This is a genomic window from Enterococcus mundtii (assembly GCF_003957375.1).
Lineage (GTDB): Bacteria > Bacillota > Bacilli > Lactobacillales > Enterococcaceae > Enterococcus_B > Enterococcus_B spodopteracolus.
Genome location: NZ_CP025473.1, coordinates 657,636 through 683,304, shown reverse-complemented (window position 1 = coordinate 683,304; position 25,669 = coordinate 657,636). Strand labels below are relative to the sequence as shown.

General features: G+C 38.5%; 19 protein-coding genes, 3 pseudogenes and 1 riboswitch. Of the genes and pseudogenes, 7 read left to right on the top strand and 15 right to left on the bottom strand.

What is annotated here, in order from left to right; translation table 11 throughout:
• Positions 1-273: 273 nt before the first annotated feature.
• A complete protein-coding gene (locus CYK55_RS03535) occupies positions 274-624 on the bottom strand; it encodes a PTS sugar transporter subunit IIB (RefSeq protein ID WP_034688848.1) in 351 nt (116 codons plus the stop codon).
• Between the two features lie 112 nt (positions 625-736).
• The gene (locus tag CYK55_RS03530) at positions 737-2,416 is read right to left on the bottom strand and encodes a ribonuclease J (RefSeq protein ID WP_034688849.1); all 1,680 of its coding nucleotides are present in this window, start codon (positions 2,414-2,416) and stop codon (positions 737-739) included.
• A gap of 473 nt (positions 2,417-2,889) precedes the next feature.
• On the opposite strand from CYK55_RS03530, the gene CYK55_RS03525 reads away from it, so the two are divergent.
• Positions 2,890-4,398, top strand: coding sequence for an ABC transporter permease (locus tag CYK55_RS03525; RefSeq protein ID WP_126133955.1), 1,509 nt, complete (start codon positions 2,890-2,892; stop codon positions 4,396-4,398).
• A 12-nt stretch (positions 4,399-4,410) separates the two neighbouring features.
• Positions 4,411-5,076 (top strand): ABC transporter ATP-binding protein, encoded by a 666-nt coding sequence (locus CYK55_RS03520; RefSeq protein ID WP_126133954.1) that lies wholly within the window; start codon positions 4,411-4,413, stop codon positions 5,074-5,076.
• 57 nt (positions 5,077-5,133) lie between these two features.
• On the opposite strand, the gene CYK55_RS03515 is transcribed toward CYK55_RS03520, so the two are convergent.
• From CYK55_RS03515 to CYK55_RS03480, 8 genes are all read right to left on the bottom strand, one after another.
• Entirely contained in the window at positions 5,134-5,355 is a 222-nt protein-coding gene (locus CYK55_RS03515; protein ID WP_010736118.1) for a CsbD family protein, read from the bottom strand.
• A gap of 90 nt (positions 5,356-5,445) precedes the next feature.
• The gene (gene iadA, locus CYK55_RS03510; protein ID WP_126133953.1) at positions 5,446-6,639 is read right to left on the bottom strand and encodes a beta-aspartyl-peptidase; all 1,194 of its coding nucleotides are present in this window, start codon (positions 6,637-6,639) and stop codon (positions 5,446-5,448) included.
• A gap of 202 nt (positions 6,640-6,841) precedes the next feature.
• Positions 6,842-8,581 carry a putative basic amino acid antiporter YfcC gene (yfcC, locus tag CYK55_RS03505; RefSeq protein WP_126133952.1) on the bottom strand — a complete coding sequence of 580 codons (1,740 nt, stop codon included), beginning with the start codon at positions 8,579-8,581 and terminating at the stop codon, positions 6,842-6,844.
• 521 nt (positions 8,582-9,102) lie between these two features.
• Positions 9,103-9,708, bottom strand: coding sequence for an SIS domain-containing protein (locus tag CYK55_RS03500; protein ID WP_034688860.1), 606 nt, complete (start codon positions 9,706-9,708; stop codon positions 9,103-9,105).
• Between the two features lie 509 nt (positions 9,709-10,217).
• Positions 10,218-10,592, bottom strand: a complete 375-nt coding sequence (locus CYK55_RS03495; RefSeq protein ID WP_034688861.1) for a hypothetical protein — start codon at positions 10,590-10,592, stop codon at positions 10,218-10,220.
• Positions 10,593-10,655: 63 nt separating this feature from the next.
• Positions 10,656-11,537 carry a UTP--glucose-1-phosphate uridylyltransferase GalU gene (galU, locus tag CYK55_RS03490; protein ID WP_034688864.1) on the bottom strand — a complete coding sequence of 294 codons (882 nt, stop codon included), beginning with the start codon at positions 11,535-11,537 and terminating at the stop codon, positions 10,656-10,658.
• Positions 11,538-11,567: 30 nt separating this feature from the next.
• Positions 11,568-12,581, bottom strand: a complete 1,014-nt coding sequence (locus CYK55_RS03485) for an NAD(P)H-dependent glycerol-3-phosphate dehydrogenase (protein ID WP_126133951.1) — start codon at positions 12,579-12,581, stop codon at positions 11,568-11,570.
• 791 nt (positions 12,582-13,372) lie between these two features.
• Positions 13,373-15,109: a fibronectin type III domain-containing protein gene (locus CYK55_RS03480; RefSeq protein ID WP_034688869.1), complete on the bottom strand. Its 1,737-nt coding sequence runs from the start codon at positions 15,107-15,109 to the stop codon at positions 13,373-13,375.
• Between the two features lie 211 nt (positions 15,110-15,320).
• Between CYK55_RS03480 and CYK55_RS03475 the strand changes: the two genes are divergently transcribed.
• From CYK55_RS03475 to CYK55_RS03460, 4 genes are all read left to right on the top strand, one after another.
• Positions 15,321-16,262, top strand: coding sequence for a helix-turn-helix domain-containing protein (locus CYK55_RS03475; protein WP_126133950.1), 942 nt, complete (start codon positions 15,321-15,323; stop codon positions 16,260-16,262).
• 614 nt (positions 16,263-16,876) lie between these two features.
• Positions 16,877-17,518 carry a lytic polysaccharide monooxygenase auxiliary activity family 9 protein gene (locus tag CYK55_RS03470; protein WP_126133949.1) on the top strand — a complete coding sequence of 214 codons (642 nt, stop codon included), beginning with the start codon at positions 16,877-16,879 and terminating at the stop codon, positions 17,516-17,518.
• 405 nt (positions 17,519-17,923) lie between these two features.
• The gene (locus CYK55_RS03465; RefSeq protein ID WP_126133948.1) at positions 17,924-19,639 is read left to right on the top strand and encodes an ABC transporter ATP-binding protein; all 1,716 of its coding nucleotides are present in this window, start codon (positions 17,924-17,926) and stop codon (positions 19,637-19,639) included.
• A 1-nt stretch (position 19,640) separates the two neighbouring features.
• Positions 19,641-21,416, top strand: coding sequence for an ABC transporter ATP-binding protein (locus CYK55_RS03460; protein ID WP_034688876.1), 1,776 nt, complete (start codon positions 19,641-19,643; stop codon positions 21,414-21,416).
• 77 nt (positions 21,417-21,493) lie between these two features.
• On the opposite strand, the gene CYK55_RS03455 is transcribed toward CYK55_RS03460, so the two are convergent.
• From CYK55_RS03455 to CYK55_RS03440, 4 genes and pseudogenes are all read right to left on the bottom strand, one after another.
• Entirely contained in the window at positions 21,494-22,027 is a 534-nt protein-coding gene (locus tag CYK55_RS03455; RefSeq protein ID WP_034688877.1) for a folate family ECF transporter S component, read from the bottom strand.
• 36 nt (positions 22,028-22,063) lie between these two features.
• A riboswitch (THF riboswitch) is annotated at positions 22,064-22,161 on the bottom strand.
• Positions 22,162-22,315: 154 nt separating this feature from the next.
• The gene (gene mgsA, locus CYK55_RS03450; protein WP_034688879.1) at positions 22,316-22,747 is read right to left on the bottom strand and encodes a methylglyoxal synthase; all 432 of its coding nucleotides are present in this window, start codon (positions 22,745-22,747) and stop codon (positions 22,316-22,318) included.
• A 66-nt stretch (positions 22,748-22,813) separates the two neighbouring features.
• Positions 22,814-23,137, bottom strand: a pseudogene (locus CYK55_RS03445) (type II toxin-antitoxin system PemK/MazF family toxin); the annotation flags it as partial.
• Positions 23,138-23,370, bottom strand: a pseudogene (locus CYK55_RS03440) (AbrB/MazE/SpoVT family DNA-binding domain-containing protein).
• 412 nt (positions 23,371-23,782) lie between these two features.
• Here CYK55_RS03440 and CYK55_RS03435 point away from each other — a divergent pair.
• Positions 23,783-24,891 (top strand): annotated as a pseudogene (locus CYK55_RS03435) (ABC transporter ATP-binding protein).
• An 82-nt stretch (positions 24,892-24,973) separates the two neighbouring features.
• Here CYK55_RS03435 and CYK55_RS03430 read toward each other — a convergent pair.
• Positions 24,974-25,600 (bottom strand): hypothetical protein, encoded by a 627-nt coding sequence (locus CYK55_RS03430; RefSeq protein ID WP_034688882.1) that lies wholly within the window; start codon positions 25,598-25,600, stop codon positions 24,974-24,976.
• Between the last annotated feature and the right edge of the window lie 69 nt (positions 25,601-25,669).

Below are 25,669 nucleotides of genomic sequence, written 5' to 3'. Positions count from 1 at the left end.
AATGTTTCGTCTATAATTGACAGTTTCTGTTTATTGTTTGATTTCTGTGAATAAATCTAGAATGACTACGAAACTGTAATAATGTTCAAAATAAAAAATACCAATAGTAGAAACTAAGACGCTAGTTTCTACTATTGGTATTTTTTATTACAGTTTAGCTACCTTATAAGCCTTACAAGACTGAACTAATCCGCAACACTTTTTTAGGTGGAAGAGTGATAAAATATAAAAAAGCAGTTTGCTAACTACTTTGAAAATTTCTTCTTCTCTAGTTTAGTGATCAAAAAATTTTTTTAAGATATTCTCAGCATTTAGCAGACCATAATCTTTCATGTCTATCACTTCAATAACCTTTGTAGGATAATCTTTTACGATAGTTTCTCTCATAGAAGACAGCTCTGGTGATAATAGAATAACATCGGCAGCCTTTGCATACTGATCCAACTTAGAAATGCTATGCATGTCAACATGCACAAGTAAATTTTGTTTTTTTGCTAAGTTGTTCATCTTTGTTACTAACAAATTGATATAAAGCGTACTATCTGTACTCATTGAAGTTACGCCAAAAACGATAATCTGTTTCTCTTTCATTTGATTATTTTCCAAAAAAAATTCCTTTTCCATTACATACACTTCCACCTTTCCATAATATATCCAATGCGCTCACTTCTATAAAATAAAAGCTATACCAAACATATCCATTATCTGAACACCTTTTGATATAGCTTTTCATTTTTTATCTTTTGCCGCGACGTTGTGTCGCTTCCATGATGACTGGTAAAATCACTGGGCGACGTTTGGTTTGTTCAAACAAATAGCGACCTAATTGATCACGTATTTCTTGTTTCAACTTGCTCCACTCGAAATCATCGCTTTCTAAATGTTTGCCTACAATAGTTTCGATCATGTTGCTACTTTCATTGATCAAATCACGACTTGCTTTGACATAAACAAATCCTCGTGAAGTGATTTGCGGTTTTGAGACAATTTTCTTTTCGCGACGACTAATTGTCACTACTGCAACAAAAATACCGTCTTCAGATAAGATTTTACGATCGCGTAAGACGATGTTTCCAATATCACCGACACCTAGTCCGTCGATCATGACATTTTCAGCACTTGTCGTACCTGCCACACTCATCCGCTTGTTTTTATATTCTAAAATATCCCCACGTCCTGTGATATAGATATTTTTATAGGGGATACCAACTGCATGGGCTAAGTCTGCATGGGCAGCTAGTTCACGGTATTCTCCTTGAACTGGGATGAAATATTTAGGTTTCATGAAGTTCAACATCAATTGTAAGTCATTTGGATTTGCATGACCGGAAACCCGCAGGTTGTCAGAGATTTGTTTGACTATTCCACCAGCTCGGTAAATGATGTCTTCTGTCTTAGCAACCATTGTTTCCATCGCAATACTTGGTGTCGTTGTGATATAAACAAGATCGCCTTCTTTGATCTTGATATGGCGATGTGCGCCATTCGCCATTTTTTGTAAAGACTTGATTGGTTCACCCATCCGGCCTGTTTCCAAAATGATCAGTTCTTCAGGCTCATAGTTTTTCATATCTTTTAATGTGACCAATAGGTCTTCACTTGGTAATTGAAGTTTTTCTAAGCGCATAGCTGTTCGGATGATCCGTTCAAAGTCTTGCCCAGTCAACACAACCTTACGTCCTGCTTTAGCAGCGGCGTCTAAGATTTGTTGGACACGTTGAAGATTACTTGCAACACAAGCAACGATGATCCGTCCTTCCCAATATTTGATGGTGTCAAATACTTCATCAGCAATTTGGAACTCAGAAGCAACAGGGGTCGCGTTTTCTGCATTTGCTGACTCACTCAGTAAAGCTAACACGCCTTCTTTCCCAATCTCTGCTAAACGAGCGTAATCCGTTTGGTACATTGGGATCGCCATTTGGTCAAATTTAAAATCACCCGTATAAACGATATTTCCTTCTTGGGTTTTTAAATTGATCCCAACTGAATCTGGAATCGTATGGGTGGTGCGGAAGAAGCTAACGATTGTTTCACCGAAATCAATCTCTGTATGCTCATCTACCACATGAAAATCTTTGAATCCTTTTGCAGCATCATTGCGATTGACATTCAATTTTGCCAATTCGATCGTCAATTCGGTTCCGAACACAGGTACAGAAATCTTTGACAATAAATAAGGCAACGCCCCAATCGCATCTGCGTGACCATGTGTCAGAAAGACACCTGCTACACGATCGACATTATCTTCTAGATACGTAAAATCAGGAATTACAACGTCAATCCCTAATAATTCGTTTTCAGGATACTTCAGACCACAGTCTAAAATAAAAATTGCTTCCCCTACTTCTGCAATGTACAAATTTTTTCCGTTTTCGCGTACACCGCCTAAAGGGATAATCTTAATGGTACTCACAAATTTCACCTCTTCTTATGACATCTTCATTTTGACGATGTCGATTTTCTATTTTATTTAAAACGATCCAATTTCTGAGTGCCTCATTTTCGGATGATTTCATTAGATAATCAAATCTATCTTAATCTTACAGGCGTTTAGGATCTTTTTTTGACACAAAAAAATCGGGATTGCTTCAGTTGCTCGATCAACTGCTCCACATCATTATACAACAAATCAAACAAATCGCTAGCATGTACGATTGTTTCTATCTTCATGTTTTTCCCAGACCATTTTTTCTTCTTTTATTTTAGAAGATACTTCGTCTATTTTAACATAAATTACTCAATAACTATAGAATGTTTTTCATTTCCTGCTCCATTTGATCTGTTTTTAGCTTTCAACTGTTTGTATTCGTAGCCTCTTTTTAAGGTAGGCTTAAGCTACTCCCTTTATTCTATTTTTTGTACTCATTTCGAAAGGAGATCGAACCAATGAATTTTTTCAAACGAGCATTAAAAAGTACAAAAGTAAAATGGGGGCGTTCTTTATTATTATTAGCAGTTTTTACAGCAATCCTTGTCTTCGTTCTTGCTGGACTAACCATACGTAGTGCGGCACAAGAAGCAGCAGAGCAAGCTCAAAAAGATGTCGGTGCGACGGTCACTTTAAGTGCAAATCGCGAAGCCGCTTTTCAAAAACAAACGGAGGCAACTGATACTGAATCCGGTGGACGACCAGATCCTGGAAGTTTCTCCCTCACACCTGTTTCAGTCAGCGATGCAGAAAAGATCGCAGCACTAGATCATGTAGCAAGTTTTTCCTTTGAAAGCTCTGCATCAGCTTTAGCAAATAGCGGAATCACTGCCATTTCAAGCTCTGATACCTCAGAAACATCCGAAGAAACTGATACTGCAACTGAAGCTGCACCAAACGGTGAAAACTTGGGTGGAGCTATGGGAGGTGGCAAACCGCAAATGATCCAAGCAGATTTTCAAATCAGCGGGGTATCGAATACAGCCCAAACCAGTGGCTTTACAGATGGCACAGCTAAAATCATCGAAGGAGAAGGAATCACTGATAGCGACAAAGATACGAATAATGTTGTGATCGACTCTACTTTAGCTAGCGCGAATGACTTATCCGTAGGGGACACTTTCATAATTACTAGCACGGAAGATGAAGAAACTACTTATGAAATGACGATCAAAGGAATCTATGAGTCAAGTGAAACAACTAGTAGCATGGGAATGAATTTCAATTTCATGAATCCAGCGAACACTTTGTATACTTATTATACGTTTGCCAATACATTGAATGGCGCGGCAGAAGATGACACAATCGATTCTGCGGTTTATACGCTGACCGATCCTAATAAAATGACAGACTTTATCAATGAAGCAGAAAACCTGATCAATACTTCAACGTTCAGTCTTCAATCAAACGATACCATGTTCCAAGCAATGCTTGAACCACTTAACAACGTGGCTAGTTTTTCACAAAATGTCGTTTTACTCGTTGCAGTTACCGGAATCATCATTTTGACTTTGATCATCATGATCACGATTCGTGAGCGTCGCCATGAATTAGGGGTATTGCTTTCATTAGGTGAATCCAGAAGCAAAATCGTCCTTCAATTGTTTGCAGAAGTAGCCCTATGTATGATCGTCGCGTTAGCTGCGGCTTCCTTTAGTGGAAATGTCGTTGCAAATGCGGTTGGTCAACAGTTACTTGATCAACAAACTGAAACGTCAACCGACTCACCTGCCGAGCAACAAGGAGAGCAAATGCCTAGTGGTGGCAATCGTGGACCTGGCGGACAACCAGGTGGAACTAGTAATCCATTTACCGTTTCGGAGCAAGTAAGCGACCTTGAAATCACCGTTCAACCAGCTCAATTCGGCCTACTAGCAGCTGTTGCATTTGGGATCAGCTTACTCTCAGTTTTTCTAGCCTCCATCGGCATACTACGATTAAATCCACGAAAAATTTTATTAAACTAAAGGAGGAATTGGATGTTACGTACAGAAAACTTGGGCTTCTGGTATCAGAATCCAACAGAAGCACTTTATAAAGATGTGAATCTATCTTTTGAAAAAGGAAAAATGTACGCCATACTAGGAGCAAGTGGTTCAGGAAAGACGACCTTTCTTTCGTTGATTTCAGGACTTGATACACCAAAAGAAGGGACTGTTTATTATGAAGAGCGAGCTTTAGCTAAAATAGGACTACGGAATTATCGTAAAAATGATGTATCCATTATTTTTCAAGCGTACAACTTATTGCCTTACCTTTCCGCTCTTGATAACGTCATTACCGCCATGGAAATTTCAAATACTCCTCAAAAAGGTTCTCGCCAAGTAGCACTTGATCGCTTGGCACGCGTTGGGATAAATGAAACACTTGCAAAACAACAAGTCACTAAATTATCTGGGGGACAACAACAACGCGTAGCGATCGTCCGAGCGATTTGTTGCGAACATCAGTTGATCATTGCGGATGAACCAACAGGAAACCTTGATGAAACGACTTCACAAGAAATCGTTCAACTCTTCCAAGAAATCGCCCATGAGCAAGATCGCTGTATCATCATTGTGACACACGAACTAGAAGTGGCTAAAAAATGTGATGAAGTTTTTGAATTAAAAAATAAAACATTCGCGTCCATTGATATTGGATAATCGCTAAAAAAGCGTCCACCTTATTGGTAGGACGCTTTTTTATAATTTACAAGTAGACTATTTATGGTCTTTTTTTGAAAATTTTTCTTTTACATCTTCAAAGCCTTCTTTGATTTCATCGCCGATATTACGAGCTTTACTCTTGATATCCGCACCTACAGATTGGGCTTTACCTTCTGTTTCTTTACTTCTATCGCCTGTTGCTTTTCCATAGGCTTCTTTGCCTTCACCTGCAACTTTGTCTTTCAAATCTTTAGAGCGTCCTTCTAAATCTGCCATGATATTTCCTCCTCTAAAATTTGTCTTTGTAACTACTTTTAGATTAACACCAATTATAAAAACAAACAAACAGTATGCTTATCTCAACATTCAGCTCGTTGCAATCGTTTGCTCAAATGTTCCCCAAACTTTCACTTGTTTTTCTTGGACCATGATGGTGCCATTAGCGATCACCGTATCGATTTCTAAGGTTTCTTTATCAAGTAGACAAAGATCTGCATCTTTACCAACAGCGATTCTTCCCTTTTGGTCCAGTTTAAGGACTCTTGCAGGATTGGAAGTCACAGCTCGTAAGGCAATCTCTAAAGGAATGGCTTCTTTTTGAACGGCTTCTTTGATGCCCACCAGTAAAGATTTCGCACTACCGACGCCCATACCGATAAAATGGTTCTCTTGGTCAAAATATGGGAGACTACCTTGTCCATCGGAGGTCAAGGTAAAGTTATCAAGAGAGACTTGTGCTTCCAATAACTGCTTCAATGCTTTACTGAAACGAACTTCACCATCGGTCTTTTCCCAAAAATCAGGATCTTCACTTGCAGTGAAATCGATCGTTCCACCTTTTTTTGCAAATTCGATACATTCAGCTAATAATTCAGTTGTCCGATTCGCATGCGTCGGATAAAACTGAGTAATAGGGATTTCTGTTTCTTCAACCACACGATTCAATAGTTCCAATTTTCTACTTCCGCCACCTAAATGGACATTCACGATCCCTGCTTTACCTGATAACATGCCACCAACACGAGCATCCGCCACTGCCCGAGCAAACTCGTCGAATGTTGGCTGAGAAGAGCGATGATCAGAGACAGCGATTTCTCCGATCCCAATGATCTTATCAATGGTAAGAAAATCTTTGATCAATGAATCAGTCACCGTTTTGACCGGCAACCGATAAGAACCCACGTAAACGTACGTAGTCAATCCTTCTGCCTCTAGCCCTCTTGCTTTACTGATCAAAGCAGTCATATCTCGACCCTCGCCATCTGTCCCGATACAACCTACGACTGTTGTCACTCCTGCTGTCGTTAATTGACTAAGTGTGACTTCTGGCGTGCGATTATGATAGCCACCTTCGCCGCCGCCACCTAAAATATGGAAATGTGCGTCAATAAAACCTGGGGTCAAGAGTTTTCCTTCTCCTGAAATTTCTTCTACGATCAATTCTTCGTAACCGCCAGATAGTTGATTTTCCAAGGCAACGATCTTATTTCCTGCCACTAATACGTCCTTCTTACCAAGATATTCTGGTGCATAGACATCGATTTGTCGAATGAGTTTCATACCTGATTTTCTCCTTTATAAATAATCTGTACCTTTTAAAATACTCAAAAGGTTGTTTAATAAGCAATCCATCGCTCTTTCGGAAATAAGCGAGAAAATCCAAAAATATGAAGATACTTTCGGGATTCCTCGCTTATTGCCTCAGAGTTACGTATCGGTTAGCATAACTTCTTTGATTGCTATAAATCAGTTCTTATTTGGTTTATTGAAGTCCGATCGCGATCGCAATCATAATGAAGATCGTTCCTAAAACAAAGAAGAATCCTTGCATTTTGATTTGGAATCGTGCCCATTTTGCCCATTCGATCCGTGCTACACCTAAGACACCGATCAAGCTAGCAGAAACTGGCGTGAACGCATCCATGAATCCTGAACCTAATTGATAAGCTAATACAGCCACTTGACGAGAGACACCAACTAAATCAGCTAACGGTGCCATGATTGGCATCGTCAATGCCGCTTGTCCAGAATTTGAAGTGACGACTAGGTTGAACAAACTTTGAAACACGTACATCGCCCATGCGCCGATAACTGCCGGCACACCAGTCAGTGCTGTTCCAATACCATGTAAGATCGTATTAAGCGCAGAAGGTACAGAAGCATCTGATCCACCTAATACAAGTAAGATTCCTTTTGCCATCCCAACAACGATTGCTGTTCCAGCTAGATCAGCTGCTCCAGATTGGAAAGAAGAGGCAATGTCATTGACCGTCATACCGTCCAATTTGAATAAAACAGCAATAATCCCTGCAACTAATCCCATAACAAAAAATTGAGAGGCGATTTCTGGGATATAATAGCCTTTTTGTGTGACTCCCCAAACGATCCAAACTAAAACGATCAACATCTCGCCTAAAATCAATTTATGGCCTAGTGTAAAGGGTTTTTGTTCATCAGAGGTTTTCTTCAAATGGTTACGGAAGTATTCGTCAGATTTATACGTTAATGAACTTTCCGGATTCTTCCGAACTTTTTCTCCATAGATCATTAAGTAACCAGCCGATAACGCAGTCACGACTACCCACATGATCAATCGGAAGGTGGCGCCTGATAAGACTGGAATACCTGCGATCCCTTGAGCAACGGCGACACTGAACGGACTCATCCATGACGTGGCATTCCCGACTTGTGAAGCCATATAGGTAACTGTGACGGCGACGATTGAATCATAGCCTAAGGCAATCACAAAAGGTACCATGACCATTGAGAATGGAATGACTTCTTCAGCCATACCGAACGTTGCGCCTCCAAATGAAAAAGCAAAGAATAAGAGCGGTAAAGCTAAACGTTCTAGACCACGTGTTTTATTGATAAAAGCATAAATACCTGCATCGATGGCACCCGTTCGCATGATGATTCCGAATGCACCACCCACGACTAAAATAAGTGCAGCGATCCCGACTGCTGAACCATATTTATCACCTGATACTAGACCTTCAAAAACGAAGTTTAAAAAACCGAAACCACCGAAATCATCGGTCCCCCATAGTTTTGCTGTTTTATGCAATTTCTTTGAGGTGTCATAGATGTCTTCACCATATTGATCGTATAAAACATCATCTGTCAGTGAGATTTCATCTAGTTTCTCCTGGGTCAAGTTTTTCTCACCAGCTGCCAAGACTTCTTCTAATCCTTCTTCAGGAACAGCTAACTTTTCTCTTTCTTTTGGATCATTTTGTAATTCTTCCAGTTGATCAAATACAAAAGCCTTATCTAATTCATAAGCATAACGAAACGAATCTTGGCGTAATACTGTTCTGGTACTGGTTTCTCCATTCGCATCTTTGTATTCTATATCTTGCGTACTGAATCTCCCAGCTGGTACGATAAATGTTAATAACCAGGCAAGTACAACTACACCAAAAATAATGACATACGTATGCGGGGTCGTCATTTTGGTAAAGTCTCGTTTTTTCTTTACTGAAGATTTTTTTCTCTTCAAAACTCGTTCTTCCTTTCTTGCTACGTTTTTGTCAATAATGAATAAGCAAATAGATTATACAGTAAAATGTTCTATACCACATGAATAAACAATTAAAAAAATCTATTGATTTTAGTTATCCTCAAGACATATTTTAATAAAAATGCTGTTTTCAAAGCCATATAACCTATAAAAATGGATTAAAATTCTTTTTTTATTTTTACAATGTCGCTATTTACGACTATTTATTTTCATTTATAATTACGTATAAACAAAGATTTTTTCAGTTATTCACAAATATTTATACATCTTTTCCTCGGTCCTTTCCTATTTGAACCGATGTTTTTGATTGAATTTCTACCTCGCTCTTCCTGTCTTTTTATTTTCATTAGGTATCTTCATTGCAATATTCATAACAAATGTACTATAATTGGAGTGTAAAGAGTTTTGGGGAAGACTCTTTCATCAACGTGTATAAAGAGACAAGAAAGAATCTTCATGATTCTTTCTTGTCTCTTTTTCGGACTCTTAACCTTTTCGCTTTAGTGACTCTCCAACAAATAATACACTGAAAAATAAACAATCTGCTGTAATAGGATTAAGGTGGCTAAGGAAGCCGCACCACATATAGCTGGCTCAAACTTAGGAACCCTAAGGACGGCATCATCTATCGTTGCATAGTTATCTAATACTAGATCTGCATATTCATATAAGCGCAAACCACTACTATGTCTTGACTTGATACTTCGGGATAGATCAAATCCGGTGATCACGATCAATAGGTACCCTTGTTCTTTGACCCATTCCGCCAGTTCAATGATTGCAGGATTTCTACCTTCATTTGATAAGAGAAGAAAAATATCTTCGGGTTGCGCATTGATTTGTTCAATGATTGCTTGTCCAGTTCCTTCCAGCGACTCATAAATCCCCGCTGCGGGATGTTCAATCAACTGAGTTGGCAAGATTTTTGGACATTGTTGCCAAAATTCATAGGCAATGCCTTGTAAGGTACGGCTAGCAAAAATATGTAAGCATCCTCCTCGATGAATCTGTGTAGCGACCCAACGTCCCGCTTGTTCCATCAAGGGTTCCTCGATCCTTAATTTTTGTTCAAGTTTTTGACAATAATCTAAATAGGGTAAGCTCATTCTTTTCTCCTCTTCTTCTGCTATTTCAGAATAGAGACAACTATCAAAAAGAAAAATACAAAAAGATAAGACGAAGCAATTGCTCAGTCTCATCTTTACCTTAACCACTTATTCATTACAATCAAGCAAAAGATTTGATGTAGCAGCATCTTGATGTTCTTCGCCTTCAGTGTAAAAGATAGGAACGATGTATCGCTAAAAGCAAGTCTTTAAAACGGATTAAACAAACTTCTCGCTTGAATATACATCTGTTTTGACATAGTAAATAAACTGCCTCGCTTCCTCCGCTTTTTAGATTCATAAGGTAGAAAAGCTTCCTTAAATCAGGTACAATAAATGCGGTCGGTGCGCTGCATCGACTATGGCAAAATGATCGGTCAGGGTATATACGTGTGACTGGTCATTCCTTGATAGTTAGTTGCCGCTAACTATCAAGGAGCCTTTTTTTTAGTTATTTCTATCTGCATCTATTGTAAGGAAAGTGCGAAACAAGTGCAAGTATCAAAATATCAGCGGTCAGACCTTGTCCGTCTTTCTGAGACATCCTTTAAGCGGTTCGGAGAAGCCGCATGTTTGCCTTTTTTGACGACATGAAATCTTTTGAGTAGATATGGGATATAAGCAAAAAGATACAGCAAAAGAAATGCTGCCGCAAAAAGAAATGCCTGTTGATCTCCCCACAAAAGAACGATGATCAAACTACCGATTGCCACTGTTGCTAAGTACCAAATAAAAATCAAAAAGGTTTCTTTTATTCTGACCATATAAAACATCGTAAACAAACTAATAAATAATACTGGCAGTAAAAACAGCCAATTATTTCCCTCCATCAACCATTTCAATCCATCAAGAAACGTTTGTGCAATGTTGATTAGAATCCCCATGTAATCAATACACCTCATTTACTATTCTTTTCTCAAGTTTTTATTTCTCTAATTGTTAAGTTTTTAGTCCAGAGAATGACTTAGATCAATGAGGTATTGTTTCAGCTGCTCGCTGATTTCAGGATGACCTAAACCATATTCGATACTTGTTTTTAGATAACCAAATTTATCACCGACATCATATCTAGAGCCTTTGAATTCTCTCGCATATACGGGTTGCTTTTTATTTAATTCATCAATAGCATCCGTCAATTGAACCTCATTTCCAGCTCCAGGTTTTTGTGTTTCTAATAATTCAAAAATTTCTGGTGTCAATAAGTAGCGTCCAATAATCGCTAAATCACTCGGAGCTTGTTCAGGTGTTGGTTTTTCGACGAATCGTTTCACTTCATACAAACCTTCAGATTCTTTTGCTTCTGGATCGATGATCCCATATTTTGACGTGTCTTCATGAGGAATTTTCATGACTGCTACAGTCGAACCTTTTGTTTTCTCGTAATCTAAAATCAATTGTTTTGTCAGGGGAATCTCATCGTCCATCAAATCATCCCCAAGCATAACGATGAATGGTTCATCTCCAACAAAAGTTTTCGCTTGCAATACCGCATGACCTAATCCTAAAGGATGGGACTGACGGATAAAGTGGAGATTGACATTTGTTGTTTCTTCGACTAATTTTAGCAAGTCAATTTTATTTTTTTCTTGTAGATTCAATTCTAATTCGATATTCGAATCAAAATGGTCTTCAATCGGTCGTTTTTCTTTTCCGGTAACGATCAAAATATCTTCGATCCCCGAAGCTAAAGCTTCCTCTACGATAAATTGGATCGTTGGTTTATCAACGATCGGTAACATTTCTTTTGCCATTGCCTTTGTAGCAGGTAAAAAACGTGTACCTAGACCTGCTGCAGGAATGACTGCTTTTCTTACGGTTTTATTCTCCATATGCGTATTTATATACTCCATTCTGTTGATTTACTGAAATTCGTTTTCCATCTTGCCATCACGCAACATAATTTCTTTTGCTGCTTGTTTGATATCCTTCCCTTGATACAGGACCTGATAGATTGTTTGAGTGATGGGCATCTCTACACCTAGTTGCTCAGCAAGCTCAACCGCCGCTTTTGTTGTCGATACACCCTCCACGATCATCCCCATATTCTCTAAGATTTGGTCTAATTTCTGTCCTTCACCTAGCATATGCCCCGCGCGCCAATTACGTGAATGGACACTGGTACAAGTGACGATCAGATCACCGACACCGCTCAATCCAATAAAGGTCAAAGGGTTCGCACCCATTGCTACACCGAGACGACTGATTTCAGCTAATCCTCTTGTCATGATCGCCGCTTTCGCATTGTCACCAAAACCAAGACCGTGGATCGCACCGGCACCGATTGCAATGATATTCTTTAATGCTGCACCTGTTTCCACACCGATCACATCATTATTTGTATAGATTCGGAAATAATCATTCATAAATATTGCTTGGACATAAGTAGCTGCTTTTTGATCAACACTTGCAGCAGTGATCGTTGTGATATCGTGAACTGCCACTTCCTCTGCATGACTAGGTCCCGACAAAACAACGATGGATTGCCGTTTTTCTTCTGGGATTTCTTCAGCAATCACTTCTGAGATCCGCTTATGCGTGTCTTGTTCTAATCCTTTACTTGCATGGATGATCACTGGTTTTGTCGTTAAATGTTGTAGCAATTCTTGTGCTACAGCACGGATTGCTTTCGTCGGTACGACAAATAATACTGCATCTACCTCTTTGACAGCTTCAGCCAATTTTGTGTAACCGATGATCGATTCTGGTAAATGTAATTCAGGTAAATAGTGTTTATTTGTATGATACGTATTGATTTCTGTGATTTGTTCTGGAACATTCCCCCAGATACGGACGTCATGTCCATTTTCTGCTAAGGTTTGAGCTAAAGCAGTTCCCCAAGAGCCAGGGCCTAATACTGCAATTTTTTGTTTCATGGAAATTCCTCCAAAATTCATAGTTAGTTTCTATTATAGTATAGATTAACAAAATACTGGACTTATTTTCATTGTTTTTAGCTTTTGTTTAAGAAGAGGTCGAGATAGAAGTGTTTCGAAGTGGCTACTTTTGTTCCCCTCCTTTATACAGTTTAGATGTGTGAAAGGTCAAATGACGCCAGAAACATTTTATTCAGCCATTTTATTTCTTGATCTAACTTAAATAGAAATTATAATGTTGCAATACCATACAAGATGTTTATTTGGTCTATTCCAATGATATAGTCTATTTATCAACAGTTGAACAAAAGGAGGTGTATCTTATGTGGTCAGTTACTCCACCAATGTAAGTCCAATTTTCAAGAATAGACAAAAATCTCAAGAATAAAAATACGAAGATCGTCGTTCAATAAGCGATTTTCGTTTTTTTATTTATTTTTCTAAAAATCAGCTGTCACTGTGTCCATCTCTTCTATTTACCGTAATTCTTTCTCGATGATTTTTTTATACATAGCACTATTATAACAAAACAATTATGTTTCTTATAAAATAAAAAAAGCCCTCTAAAAAGAGGACTTGGAATTTTTATAATAGTTGTTATAATATATGTTTTTTTCATGTTCTGTTATACAAGCATAAAAAATAATTGAATTTTTATCATGCGTTTCCCCCAGTTGCTAAGATTCTCGTTATACATACACGAAAATCTTAACAATACTGAGCAAATCAATTATTCGTTGATTGATTCAGCATCAACGATTGCTTCATTAATAAAAACGGGTATGGATCGATTAGCCAATCAATTCCCAAGGTCCCCATGGTTCAGCTCCAGGCTCATTGCCTCGTGTCCACCATTTTGCACGATATGTGTTTCCTTTGTGTGTCACGACATCACCTAAATCATAAATTGTATCTGCATCCCATGCTTCTACTGATGGTGCATCCGCCGTTGTCACAACTAATGCTTTGCTTTCTTCTGAAATGTTGCCCGCTTCGTCAAATGCTTTTACTGTATAAGAATACTCCGTATTAGCTGTTAATCCTGCGTCACTAAATCTATTTGTTTCTGTTTCTCCTACTTGCTCACCATCACGGTAAACATAGTAACCTACTACACCCACGTTATCTGTTGATTGTGTCCATGATAAAGCAACACTCTTGTCACTAATTGATGAAGCCGTAATGTTCAATGGTACTGATGGAGCTTCTAAGTCTGCTGGTGGCTCTTCTAATGTAGAGATCACTAATACTTTACTTTCTTCTGAAACGTTACCAGCTGCATCAAATGCTTTCACTGTATAAGTGTATTCTGTGCTGGCAGTCAATTTTGTGTCTGTATAAGTATTATTTGTTGCTCTGCCAATTTGTTCGCCATCACGATAAATGTAATAACCTGCTACGCCACGATCATCTGTTGATTTTGTCCATGATAAAGCAACAGTTGAATGTGTGGCTGTGCCTGCTAGATTTGTTGGTTGTGATGGTTTTTCTGTATCAGGTGTTTTTTCTTGGAATAGATCCTGATAAGACTTCGCAAATGATTCATTGTACTCTACTCCAGCTGAGTTTCTTCCTTCATCCCAGTTGATACTCCAAGTCATCAAACCTTTTAACGGTGTTTGATCTTTTTCCATTTGTTCGAATACATCGTAAACTTTCGATGGTTCTTTTACAAAACCATTTGCTGCAGCATCCACGTTTGCTGGAATACCTAAAGCTAAGCGATTCGCTGGGATTTGGATAAACCCACCGCTTCCTTCGTTTAAAGCTTTTGAAATTCCATATAAGAACTCAAATTTTTTGCTGTCATTATTTTGAGCGATCCATTCAGTTCCAACACTGATACCGTCACCTGCTTGGTTGTATAACTGTGGTGCAATAAAGTCATATTCTTGTTCTAAAGCAGTAATGTATGGTACATATTTACCTTGTGTTCTTAAGTACGGAAACTCTGGCGCCATTGAGATAATAAAATGTTTTTGTTCTTTCTCAAAATGCGCACGGACAATCTTCAAAGCATCTGGAATCACTGTTTTATTATCGCCTGCATCTACTGCGGTTTGTTCTAAATCGATATCTAAGCCATCAAATCCATAAACTTCAACCAAACGGATGATTTCATCGGCAAAGGCTTGTTCATCCCCTTTATGTAATTCAATATGAGAATCTGCACCACCAAGTGAAATAATGACCACACGATTTTCAGCATTCAAAGTGGCTACTTTTTGTCTAAATTCAGCATCTGACATATTGTAAGGTTTGAATGTTGGGATACCTTCTCCTTTCATGAATGACACAGCAATCACATTATAAAAAGGATTTACTTTTGCCAAATCAGTATCTGCCGGACGGCCACCTTGGTAACCCGCACCTTGTTCAGGCACCCAATTATGATAATAACCTACTGAAACTTGGCGATTTGAGATATCTGGCATCGTATCTGCTGCGTCTGCTGCAAACACATCTGTTCCGCCTCCAATCAAACAACCTAAAAGACCAACTGAGAATAATAAACTTTTCTTATTCATTTTTTCCCTCCTAAATTTGTATTACAGAACAGATTAAAACATATCTTATCCTTCAAAATTTTTTTTGTTTGGTATTGCAACAAAATAACTTTCCAAACAAAAAAATCGCACTTTTTTAACAAAAGGGCGCATATATGAAAACATAACATCCACATAACTACATTATGCTATTATAGCCATGTACAAAAAACAGCTTCTGGAGGAAATGAACATGACAGAACATGCTGCTCTAATTCGAAAATTAAGAAAAGATCGTGGATTGACACAAGAACAACTAACTTCAGGTATCTCACAAAGAGGAACCTTAGCAGCTTTCGAATCACGGGGAACAAAAATCGGCTTTGAACTAATAGTGAACTACCTTGATCGGATGAATATCACACTTGAAGAATATCAATTTTTGTTGAATAGTAATTCGTTGTCTAATAAACAAAAATTAACGAATTATTTAATCACTTCAAAAACCATTACATCTGCTCAAGAACAAGAATTGCTCAACGAATTTGAAAAAACAGGAAACATTTATTATCGTTTGATCTATGCCCAGAGAAAATTGATTTCAAATTATCTGTATAGTAGTTCTTTTACCGCATCAATGAAAGAAGAAATCAGTGTTATAAAGAAGTATCTTGAAAAGATTGATACATGGGGGCACTTTGAATTGACTATTTTTTCGAATTGTTTATTTATTTTTGATGATGAATATATTGCCTATTCGTTCCAAAATAGTGTCATAAAGATGAAATCCTACCTAGATAATACCTATTATTCTGAACTCCTTTCTAACTTTATTTTGAATGGTGTACGTCTTTCTTTTAACCGTGAATCAACCACATTACGCAAATTATTTCTAGCCCAATTAAAAAAAATCGCGACAACACACAAACAAACACTCGATCTTGCACATTACAAAGTATTTGCTGCTTTAGATAAACTAGCTGATGGACAAAAAACAGCTTTAAAAGAAGTGGAAACGGGTATTGCGTTTTTTGAATGGTTAGATCTTTCTACGAGTAAAGACTACATGATCAATCTAAAAGAAAAATTTTCTGCTGAACTATGTGAATTTTCGCACAATGATCACCACACAAAAGTCGTTGTCAAAAGTACGTGCGATTGCCTCTCTCCACAACGCCAAGTGAATCCTGTCTAAAATAACTGTGTATCTCCTCACTTCCAAATGAGAAGATACACGGTTTTTAAGTCTCTCTATTTATTCTCGATTGATTCGATAGGTTCCACTGGAATAGCGTACTTGATACGAGACTTTCTAAATAGTTCATTCACACATTATGTAGTCAGACGATTATCGATCAAAGAACTATCAGAAATGCAACGCATTAAAGAAATTCGTCTTCGTGTATTCCTTTCAGGGGTACCGATTACTAAAGTCAGCAGATCCTGCCCAGTCATATGGATCACCTACACGGGCGTACTAGCCTACTGCCTGTGTTGGTGCATAACGTTGCTTCCTTGATTTTCTGATTCGTTCTCTACAATTCCTCTCAATAGATTCTTTTATTACTTGTTTTGTCTCCATGTCTCCCCTTTCTATACTGTGCAAACGCGACTCCTTCAGTGGCAATTCTTTCTCCAGCGAACATTTGCGTTCCACCTAAAAAATGACTAAATAGTATAATTTCTAATAACACTCGCGATAAACGAAATTTTTTTGTTGCAATAACATACATATTTTTCACATTAATAATATATCCGTTATGATGACAATCGTACATTGCATAAAGTAAAAATATCGGAGGAATTATTATGAAAAAGAGTACATTAATTGGTTTAGGATTCATTTTAGCAGGTATCGGAGCAAGCACGCTTACTTCTGTTGAGGTTGCTGCTCATGGTTACGTTTCTGAACCAGCAAGTCGTGGATACCAAGGAAGCCTTGACAAAAATACAGACTGGAATGCTGCATTCAAAAAATACGGAGCTGTTATTAATGAGCCACAATCTCTTGAAGCACCAAAAGGATTCCCAGCTGCTGGACCTGAAGATGGTCAAATCGCTTCTGCAAATGGTGCGGTAGGTGATTTCTTATTGGATCAACAAACAGCCTCATTGTGGACAAAACAACAACTGACAGCTGGTGCAAATGATTTTACTTGGACATTCACTGCCAACCATTCAACAACAAAATGGCATTACTACATGACAAAAGCCGGTTGGAATCAAAATGATGTGTTGACAAGAGACGACTTGGAATTCATTGGTGAAGTAGGCAATAATGGACAACTAGCTTCTACTAATCCGACACATTCGATCAATATTCCCAATGACCGTTTAGGTTATCATGTGATCTTAGCTGTTTGGGATGTCGCTGATACTAAAAATGGGTTCTATAATGTCATTGATGTCGATGTTAAAGGTGAGACAGTTTTAGCTGACTTACAAAAATAAAAATTATTAATAACCGAAAGAGACCGAGGCAGGAATCTTTAGCCAAGGAAAATAAGTCACCATCTACGAGAGTTGTTTGTCAATTTTTTTAGATGGTGCTTTTTTGTGGTTATTTTTTTCTATGGTTTATTCAATTATAGGAGTTGCAAGAGCGACAATGCGTTAAGCGTTATGGTGTGATTTCTTAAGTTTTACTAAAATGTGCGAATTATGAAAAGGCTTGTTCTCTTTTCATTCTAAATTTCATAAGCTACAATATGAGAGTACCTAGTTATATCATCGTTAGATTTCTCGCTGCAAGATATTTTTGTTGCTTTAAGGATATCTATTTATCATAAATCGGTTGTTTTTTGCCGATAGACGTTCGAACAATATTGGGTAACTTGTTTTTAGGAGGAAATTTTTATGATTCAGTTATTGCGCTATGCGAAAGACTATCGAAAACAAATCATCCTAGGTCCTGTATTTAAATTTTTAGAAGCAGTCTTTGAATTGATTTTACCTTTACTGATGGCTTCGCTGATCGATAATGGGCTAAAAATGAACAATCGTGAAGTAATTATCAACATGGGTATCTGGATGATCGTCATGTCGGTGATTGGATTGATCTGTGCCATTATTTGTCAATATTACTCATCCATTGCCTCTCAAGGGTTTGGAACAGAACTTAGAAACCAACTCATCAAAAAAATCAACTCTTTCTCCCATAGTGAATTAAATCATTTTGGGACGGATACATTGATCACGCGGATGACCAATGATATCAATCAGCTACAACTTGCACTCGCAATGGTTATCCGTTTATTGATCCGAGCACCTTTTTTAAGTATTGGATCAGTAGTGATGGCTTTTGTGATCGACTGGCAAGTCGGGCTATTCTTCTTAGCTCTATTACCTGTTTTTTCAGTCATTTTATACTTTATTATCCGTAAGACGATCCCCCTCTATCAAAAAGTCCAAGAAAAGTTGGATGGTCTAAATGAGACTGTTAGCCAAAACTTAAGCGGGGTTCGTGTGATCCGAGCATTTTCACGTACCAATAAAGAAATCGAAACATTTGATGAAAACACGGATGACTTAGCAAAAAATTATTTACGTGTTTCCAATATCTCCGCTTTGCTCTCTCCGGCAACGACATTGATCATGAATGTTGGGATCATTTGTCTATTGACTGTCGGCGGGGTCAAGGTAAATATCGGTTCCTTACAACAAGGACAAGTTTTAGCATTGATCAATTATATGAACCAAATGTTATTAGCCTTGATCGTCGTTTCCAATCTTGTCGTGATTTTCACTCGTGCAGAAGCTTCTGCTCAGCGGGTTAAAGAAGTCTTAGATACCGAAAATACCATTACAGATGCTGAGACTCCTAGTGAACCAGTCATGGATTCTGAAACAATTCTACAATTTAAAGACGTAGATTTTCGTTATACGCCAGAATCTGGTCTGTCATTACAAGGAATCAATTTCACTTTGAAACGCCAAACTGTCTTAGGAATCATTGGTCCGACCGGAAGCGGGAAGACCACATTGACACAATTGATTCCACGTTTTTATGATGTTAGTGAAGGCTCTGTGCTATTTGATGAACAAGACGTTCGTGACTGGCCGTTAGATACATTACGAAGTCAGATTTCGCAAGTACCACAAACGGCTGTCTTATTCACCGGTACCATTCGGGAAAACCTTCAGTGGGGAAAACCTGACGCGACAGACGCAGAGTGTTGGGAAGCTTTGGCAATTGCCCAAGCAGAGGATTTTGTTCGCCAATTACCCAAAGGTTTAGACACAAGAGTCATGGAGAATGGGAAAAACTTTTCCGGGGGACAAAAACAACGGTTGACGATTGCTCGTGCATTGATCGCCAAACCTGCCTTATTGATCTTAGATGACTCCTTGAGTGCACTTGATTATCAGACGGATCTAAACTTGCGCCAAGCACTACAAACTTCCCTTAACACAACGGTCATCATTATTTCTCAACGTATCCGTTCGATTCAACAAGCAGAGCATATCCTCGTCATGGATCAAGGAAAAATCGTGGCCCAGGGTACACATAATACATTGCTTAGTCAATCTTCTGAGTATCGTGAAATCGTGGCATCACAGGAGGAGGTATAAAATGAAAACAAAAAAACTATCTTGGCAAACGCTCAAACGTTTTGTTCCTTATCTGACGGCCCATCCACGTGAAATTTGGTTAGCTGTCTTGTTGGGAATCGTCAATGGTGTTGCTACCGTCGTGATGACCTTACAAATCGGTCAAAGTATCGATCAAATGGTTGGTGTGGGGCAAGTCAACTTTACTCGATTAGTCCAACTTCTGGTGATGTTTGGCGGGATCGTTTTACTTAATGTCATCAGTCAATGGCTGATCCAAGTATTAAGTAACCGATTGGCTTACCTCTCCGTTGCGAATCTACGAAAAGACGCCTTTGCACGTTTGAATCTTTTACCTTTAAGATACTATGATCAAAATGCCCATGGAAACATTGTCAGTCGCTTTACAAACGACATGGATAACATCTCCATCGCGATATCAGCGGCGTTCAATCAATTGTTTTCTGGGGTAGCCATCATTATCCTCTCACTGATCTTCATGCTCAGTTTGAGTCCGTTATTGACACTTGTCGTCATTTGTTCGACACCAATCATTTTCTTAGTCAGCTGGTTAGTTGCACGAGCTTCTCAAAATGATTTTGATAACCAACAAAAAATCATCGGAAATATCTCAGGTTTTGTTACGGAACGGATCGGTAATCAAAAAATCATCAAAGCGTTCCAACAAGAAGAAGTCAATCAACAGCAATTCAGTGCATTGAATGCTGATTTATATGAAAAAGGGCAGCGCGCACAATTCTCTTCTTCATTAACGAATCCCTCTTCTCGTTTTGTCGATCACTTAGCCTATCTCTCCATTGGTTTGATTGGTGGTTTACTCGCCTTACGAAGTGATTCAACGATTACTGTCGGGATCATTTCAAGCTTTACAATCTATTCAAGTCAGTTTTCGAAACCTTTTATTGAATTATCAGGTATCACGACACAGATCCAAACAGCATTTTCTGGTTTAGAACGAGCATTTGAATTGATCGACCAACCGGAAGAAACGCCAGATGAACCTTTTGCGTATCAACTTGATCCTCAAACGATCAAAGGCGAGGTCGCATTTAAACATGTTTCTTTCTCTTATGAACCACAACAACGATTGATCGAGAATTTCAGCTTTGTTGCCAAACCAGGTCAAACTGTGGCAATCGTTGGTAAAACAGGAGCTGGTAAATCCACATTAGTGAATTTATTGATGCGTTTTTATGATGTCAATTCTGGGACAATCACGATCGACGATTATGATATTACCCAAATCGCCCGTGATTCCTTGCGTAAAAGCTTTGGGATGGTTTTACAAGATACTTGGTTATTCGACAGTACGTTACGAGAAAACTTACGTTACGGGAAGCCAGATGCCAGCGATGAAGAAATCAATGAGGCCCTAAAATCAGCCTATATGTATGAATTTGTCCAACGCTTGCCACAAAAACTAGATACACGCATTGGTGGACAGGGGTTAAAAATCTCCGATGGGCAGCGTCAATTACTGACGATTGCTCGTACGATGATCAGTAATCCACCCATGTTGATACTTGATGAAGCAACAAGTTCAGTGGATACGTTGACAGAAAAGAAAATCCAAAATGCCTTCCTAAAAATGATGGAAGGAAAAACGAGTTTTGTGATTGCCCATCGCTTGTCCACGATCAAAAATGCCGATCAGATCCTCGTGATGGATCAAGGGGCAATTGTTGAGATGGGAACACATGATGAATTATTGAAAATTGAAGATGGCAGCTATCGTCAACTTTACCAAGCGCAATTTACTGGATCGGTTGAAAAATAGTGAACATCGAATCAGATGGTTTTTCTGATCTATGCAAAAAACAAGCAGTCTTCTGGGATGGGAAGACTGCTTGTTTTTTATTTTGTATGCGTCGTTAAACTCCGCAAAATTCTTTTATATGGCATGGCGCGCCCAATCACATAGATCATCGTCGATTGGATCGGCAACCAGATAATGGCTTTTAATAAACGTGGTCCCCAGAATACCCAGTTCATCGGTACTTGATACATGATGACCAACCATAATGGTGTCAGGATCAAGCTAACGAACACTGTCACACTGAGCGTGGCTAGGATTGCATTTTTCCAAGTGATCTCTTTGCGATAGAAAAAGAACCCATAAATCGCTCCTTCAATAAAAGCATTCAACGTGAAGCCGATGAAAAAGACAGATTTAGGAAATAATGCCATACCCACCACATCAGCTAACACAGAACCGATCCCTGTCCAAAATGGGCCAAATAAAATACCCATGATTACTTGGGGAATGAACGTTACACTGATTTTGAGTAATGGTGTTTCAAATGAAACTAAGCGAGACAACGTGACCATCAATGCGATCAGCAGTCCCATGATCGTAATCATACGAGCATCTAAACGATTTTTCTTCATTTCTAGCATCTCCTTTAAGAGCTGCTACATGTTTCATGCAGCGAATGCGAAAATAAAACCGCGAACTTACGTCCTTCGTCCTAGAGGCAACATCCCATCCTCTAAGCACTTAACGCTTTATTTTCTACTCTGTTAATAGTGGGAACTTATCCCAGACAAACTATAGCATAGAAAAGGAAGAACTGTAAATAAAAAAACCTAATGTTCTAAACGAAAACGATTCCTAAGTTCGTAACATAGCAGACATTCGTCTTGATCAACTGTCTCTATCCTCGTAAAATCCGAATTTTAGATCTTATTAGGAAAAGGGAGCTTACTTCCTTCTTCATGAATGACTTTTCGAAATTCCAAAAATCCGGCTTCAAGTCCACGCAACAAAACTTCTGCTGTCCCAATATTTGTTGCTAAAGGAATATCATATACATCAGCCAAGCGAATCAACGCAGTGACATCAGGTTCGTGAGGTTGAGCTGCTAAAGGATCACGCAGGAAAATCACTAGATCCAATTCATCTTCTGAGATCATCGCGCCAATTTGTTGGTCACCGCCTAAAGGTCCTGAATTGAACCGATGGACCGATAATCCTGTGGCTTCTGCAATCCGCTGACCAGTTGTCCCTGTCGCGAATAGTTCATGTTGTTCAAGTATGATTTTATAGGCTGTTGTAAATTTGATCATCAATTCTTTTTTACGATCATGTGCAATCAATGCTATTTTCATCCGTCCTCACTCCTTTTTTACCAGTGTAACAAATTTCTTTGTGGTTTGATATTTTTCAAATTCCTTTATAAACATATCAAGGACTTCTCGTACATCCACCCTTGTCAGAATATCACATTGTTCAATTTTTATTAATTTTCTAGCGGTGTAATCAATTGAACACAACTGATGTGTAACAACTTGTCCAGAAATTATTTGCGGTTCTTTTATCTTAATATATGTATCAAATTTTCTTTCAGTTGATGTGATTGAGCAAATAAAACAAAAACCAGTGTATTGGTTGAAGTTATTCTTACTTACTACCAAACCTGGTCTTCGCTTATTTATTTCCTTTCCTCTAGATGGATCAAAATCCAGCCATACAATGTCTTTTTGCTTTGGATAATCCATTTACAGTTCCTCCCATTCACGGTTCATCTCATCCCACTCTTTATCTTCTTGGTGATTGGATCTCTAAAGCCTTCCCATGCCTCTGGACTCTTGAAAATATCTTCTTTTTTGGGTTTTAATACATATGTTTCACCTATTTTTATAATCGTATATATTTTTCCAACTTCTGGAGAAATATCTTTTGGAAAAATCACTCCTACAGAATTTCCAATCTTTCTAACAGTTGTTTCCATTATTATCATCTCCCAGCTCATGTTAAACCGAGTTCAACTTAATCTAACATGAAAATCAAAATTTTTTTCTTGGTTGTATCTTTTTTTATATTTCTTAATACCCACAAAGTATTATACGCTCGAATATAGTGAATAAAGGGTAAAGTTCTGATAAAGCGAGCAGTAAAAGATCCAAAAATAAATTGCCATATTGCTGGAGTTTCCTCTCATTATTGAAGGATCTGCTTCATGAACATCATTTATTCTATTTTATAGGTGAGAGATTTAGTTATCTCATGCACTTTTCAATTATTTTGTACACATTGACGAAAGATTCCACGAATTCTTGTTCATTGTGACATTGAATGTAGATAGCGCTTTCAATTATACTAAGCACATCAAATAAAAGAAAAAAGAAAGCGTGGTTTGTACGATGGTAGAAATGGCTCTGAAAAATGTATACAAGAAATATGACAATGCAGAAAACTATTCTGTTACTGACTTTAACTTGGCAATCAAAGATCGCGAATTTATCGTATTCGTTGGTCCTTCCGGTTGTGGGAAATCAACAACTCTACGAATGATCGCTGGTCTTGAAGATATTTCCGAAGGAGAATTGAATATCGGTGGCAAAGTAATGAACGATGTTGCTCCTAAAGACCGTGATATCGCGATGGTATTCCAAAACTATGCCTTATACCCTCACATGACGGTATTTGACAATATGGCGTTTGGTTTGAAATTGCGTAAGTACGACAAAGCAGACATCCAACAACGTGTGGAAAATGCTGCTGAGATCCTTGGTTTGACTGAATACTTAAAACGTAAACCTGCTGCTCTTTCTGGGGGCAACGTCAGCGTGTCGCTTTAGGTCGTGCCATCGTACGTGATGCGAAAGTCTTCTTGATGGATGAGCCATTGTCAAACTTGGATGCCAAACTACGTGTAGCCATGCGTGCCGAGATCGCGAAGTTGCATCAACGCTTAGAAACAACAACCATTTACGTTACCCATGACCAAACAGAAGCGATGACAATGGCAGACCGTATCGTCATCATGAAAGATGGATTTATCCAACAAATCGGTTCACCGAAAGAAGTTTATGACACACCGGTCAACATGTTCGTTGCTGGTTTCATTGGTTCGCCTGCCATGAACTTTTTCAATGTAAAATTAAGCCAAGGCGTTATCTCAGATGGTCATGGACTAAAATTGAGAATCCCTGAAGGTAAAAATAAAGTGCTAGTTGAAAAAGGTTATGAAGGAAAAGAACTTGTCTTTGGTATCCGTCCAGAAGATATCCATAGTGAACAAGTTGTCTTGGATGCCTCACCAGAAACTGTTGTCAATTCCGAAGTCGTTGTATCAGAATTACTTGGCGCAGAAACCATGCTTTATACTCGCACTGGAACAACTGAGTTCATTTCAAAAGTTGACGCCCGTGACTTCCACAAACCAGGTGAAATGATCGACCTTGCCTTCAATATCAACAAAGGCCATTTCTTTGATAAAGATACAGAAGATGTCATCACGATCCCTTAATGGACAATAAGCAAAAGACCCTAGGATCTTTCGATCTTGGGTCTTTTTTCTGGTTATTTTTCAGTCTTTATCTGTAGAATTGCTAAACGACTTTTTTAATCGTTCCTTGCACGATCTCTTTCTTTTGCTGTTTCTTGGCAGCAGTGAAAACTGGGATATCAAAGAATTTACTCAATGTTCCAGCAATGAAGTAAGCGATATTGTAATCCACCAAACTATGGATCAAGCCACCGATCCCCATCAAGATGAATACGGTATAGAAGTAGCCTTCTGCATAGTATGTTTCCGGCATATTCCCAATGAAGAAGAACACACTTACCACTAGCATTTCGATGATCGAGTGGATCACGCCGATCAATAGGTTAAACCCTTGAAAACGCCAGTTCATTAATGTGAATTGCCCGTCTTTTAAGACGATCCCTGGTTTTTTTTGTAAATACCACGCACCAAGCAGAGCAAACACCAAATGCGATAGTGCACGAAGCGCAATAATCACGGGTGTCGTCAAGAAGAAGCCAAATGTTGTACCTAGCGCCACTGCCACAGCTACACCAGGTGAAAAAAACATTGCGATAAATAATGGCACATGTGAAGCTAGTGTAAATGAAGCAGGCGGAATCACGATCTTAGGCATGATCATCGGAATAAGGACGCCCATTCCGATCAATAAAGCGGAAATTGTCAATTTTCTTACAGAATTTGTTTTCATTTTTTTACTCCCTTGATGTGTCTTGACACATTTGTTTTGACCTATTGTACCGCTAACTTTCTTAAGTGT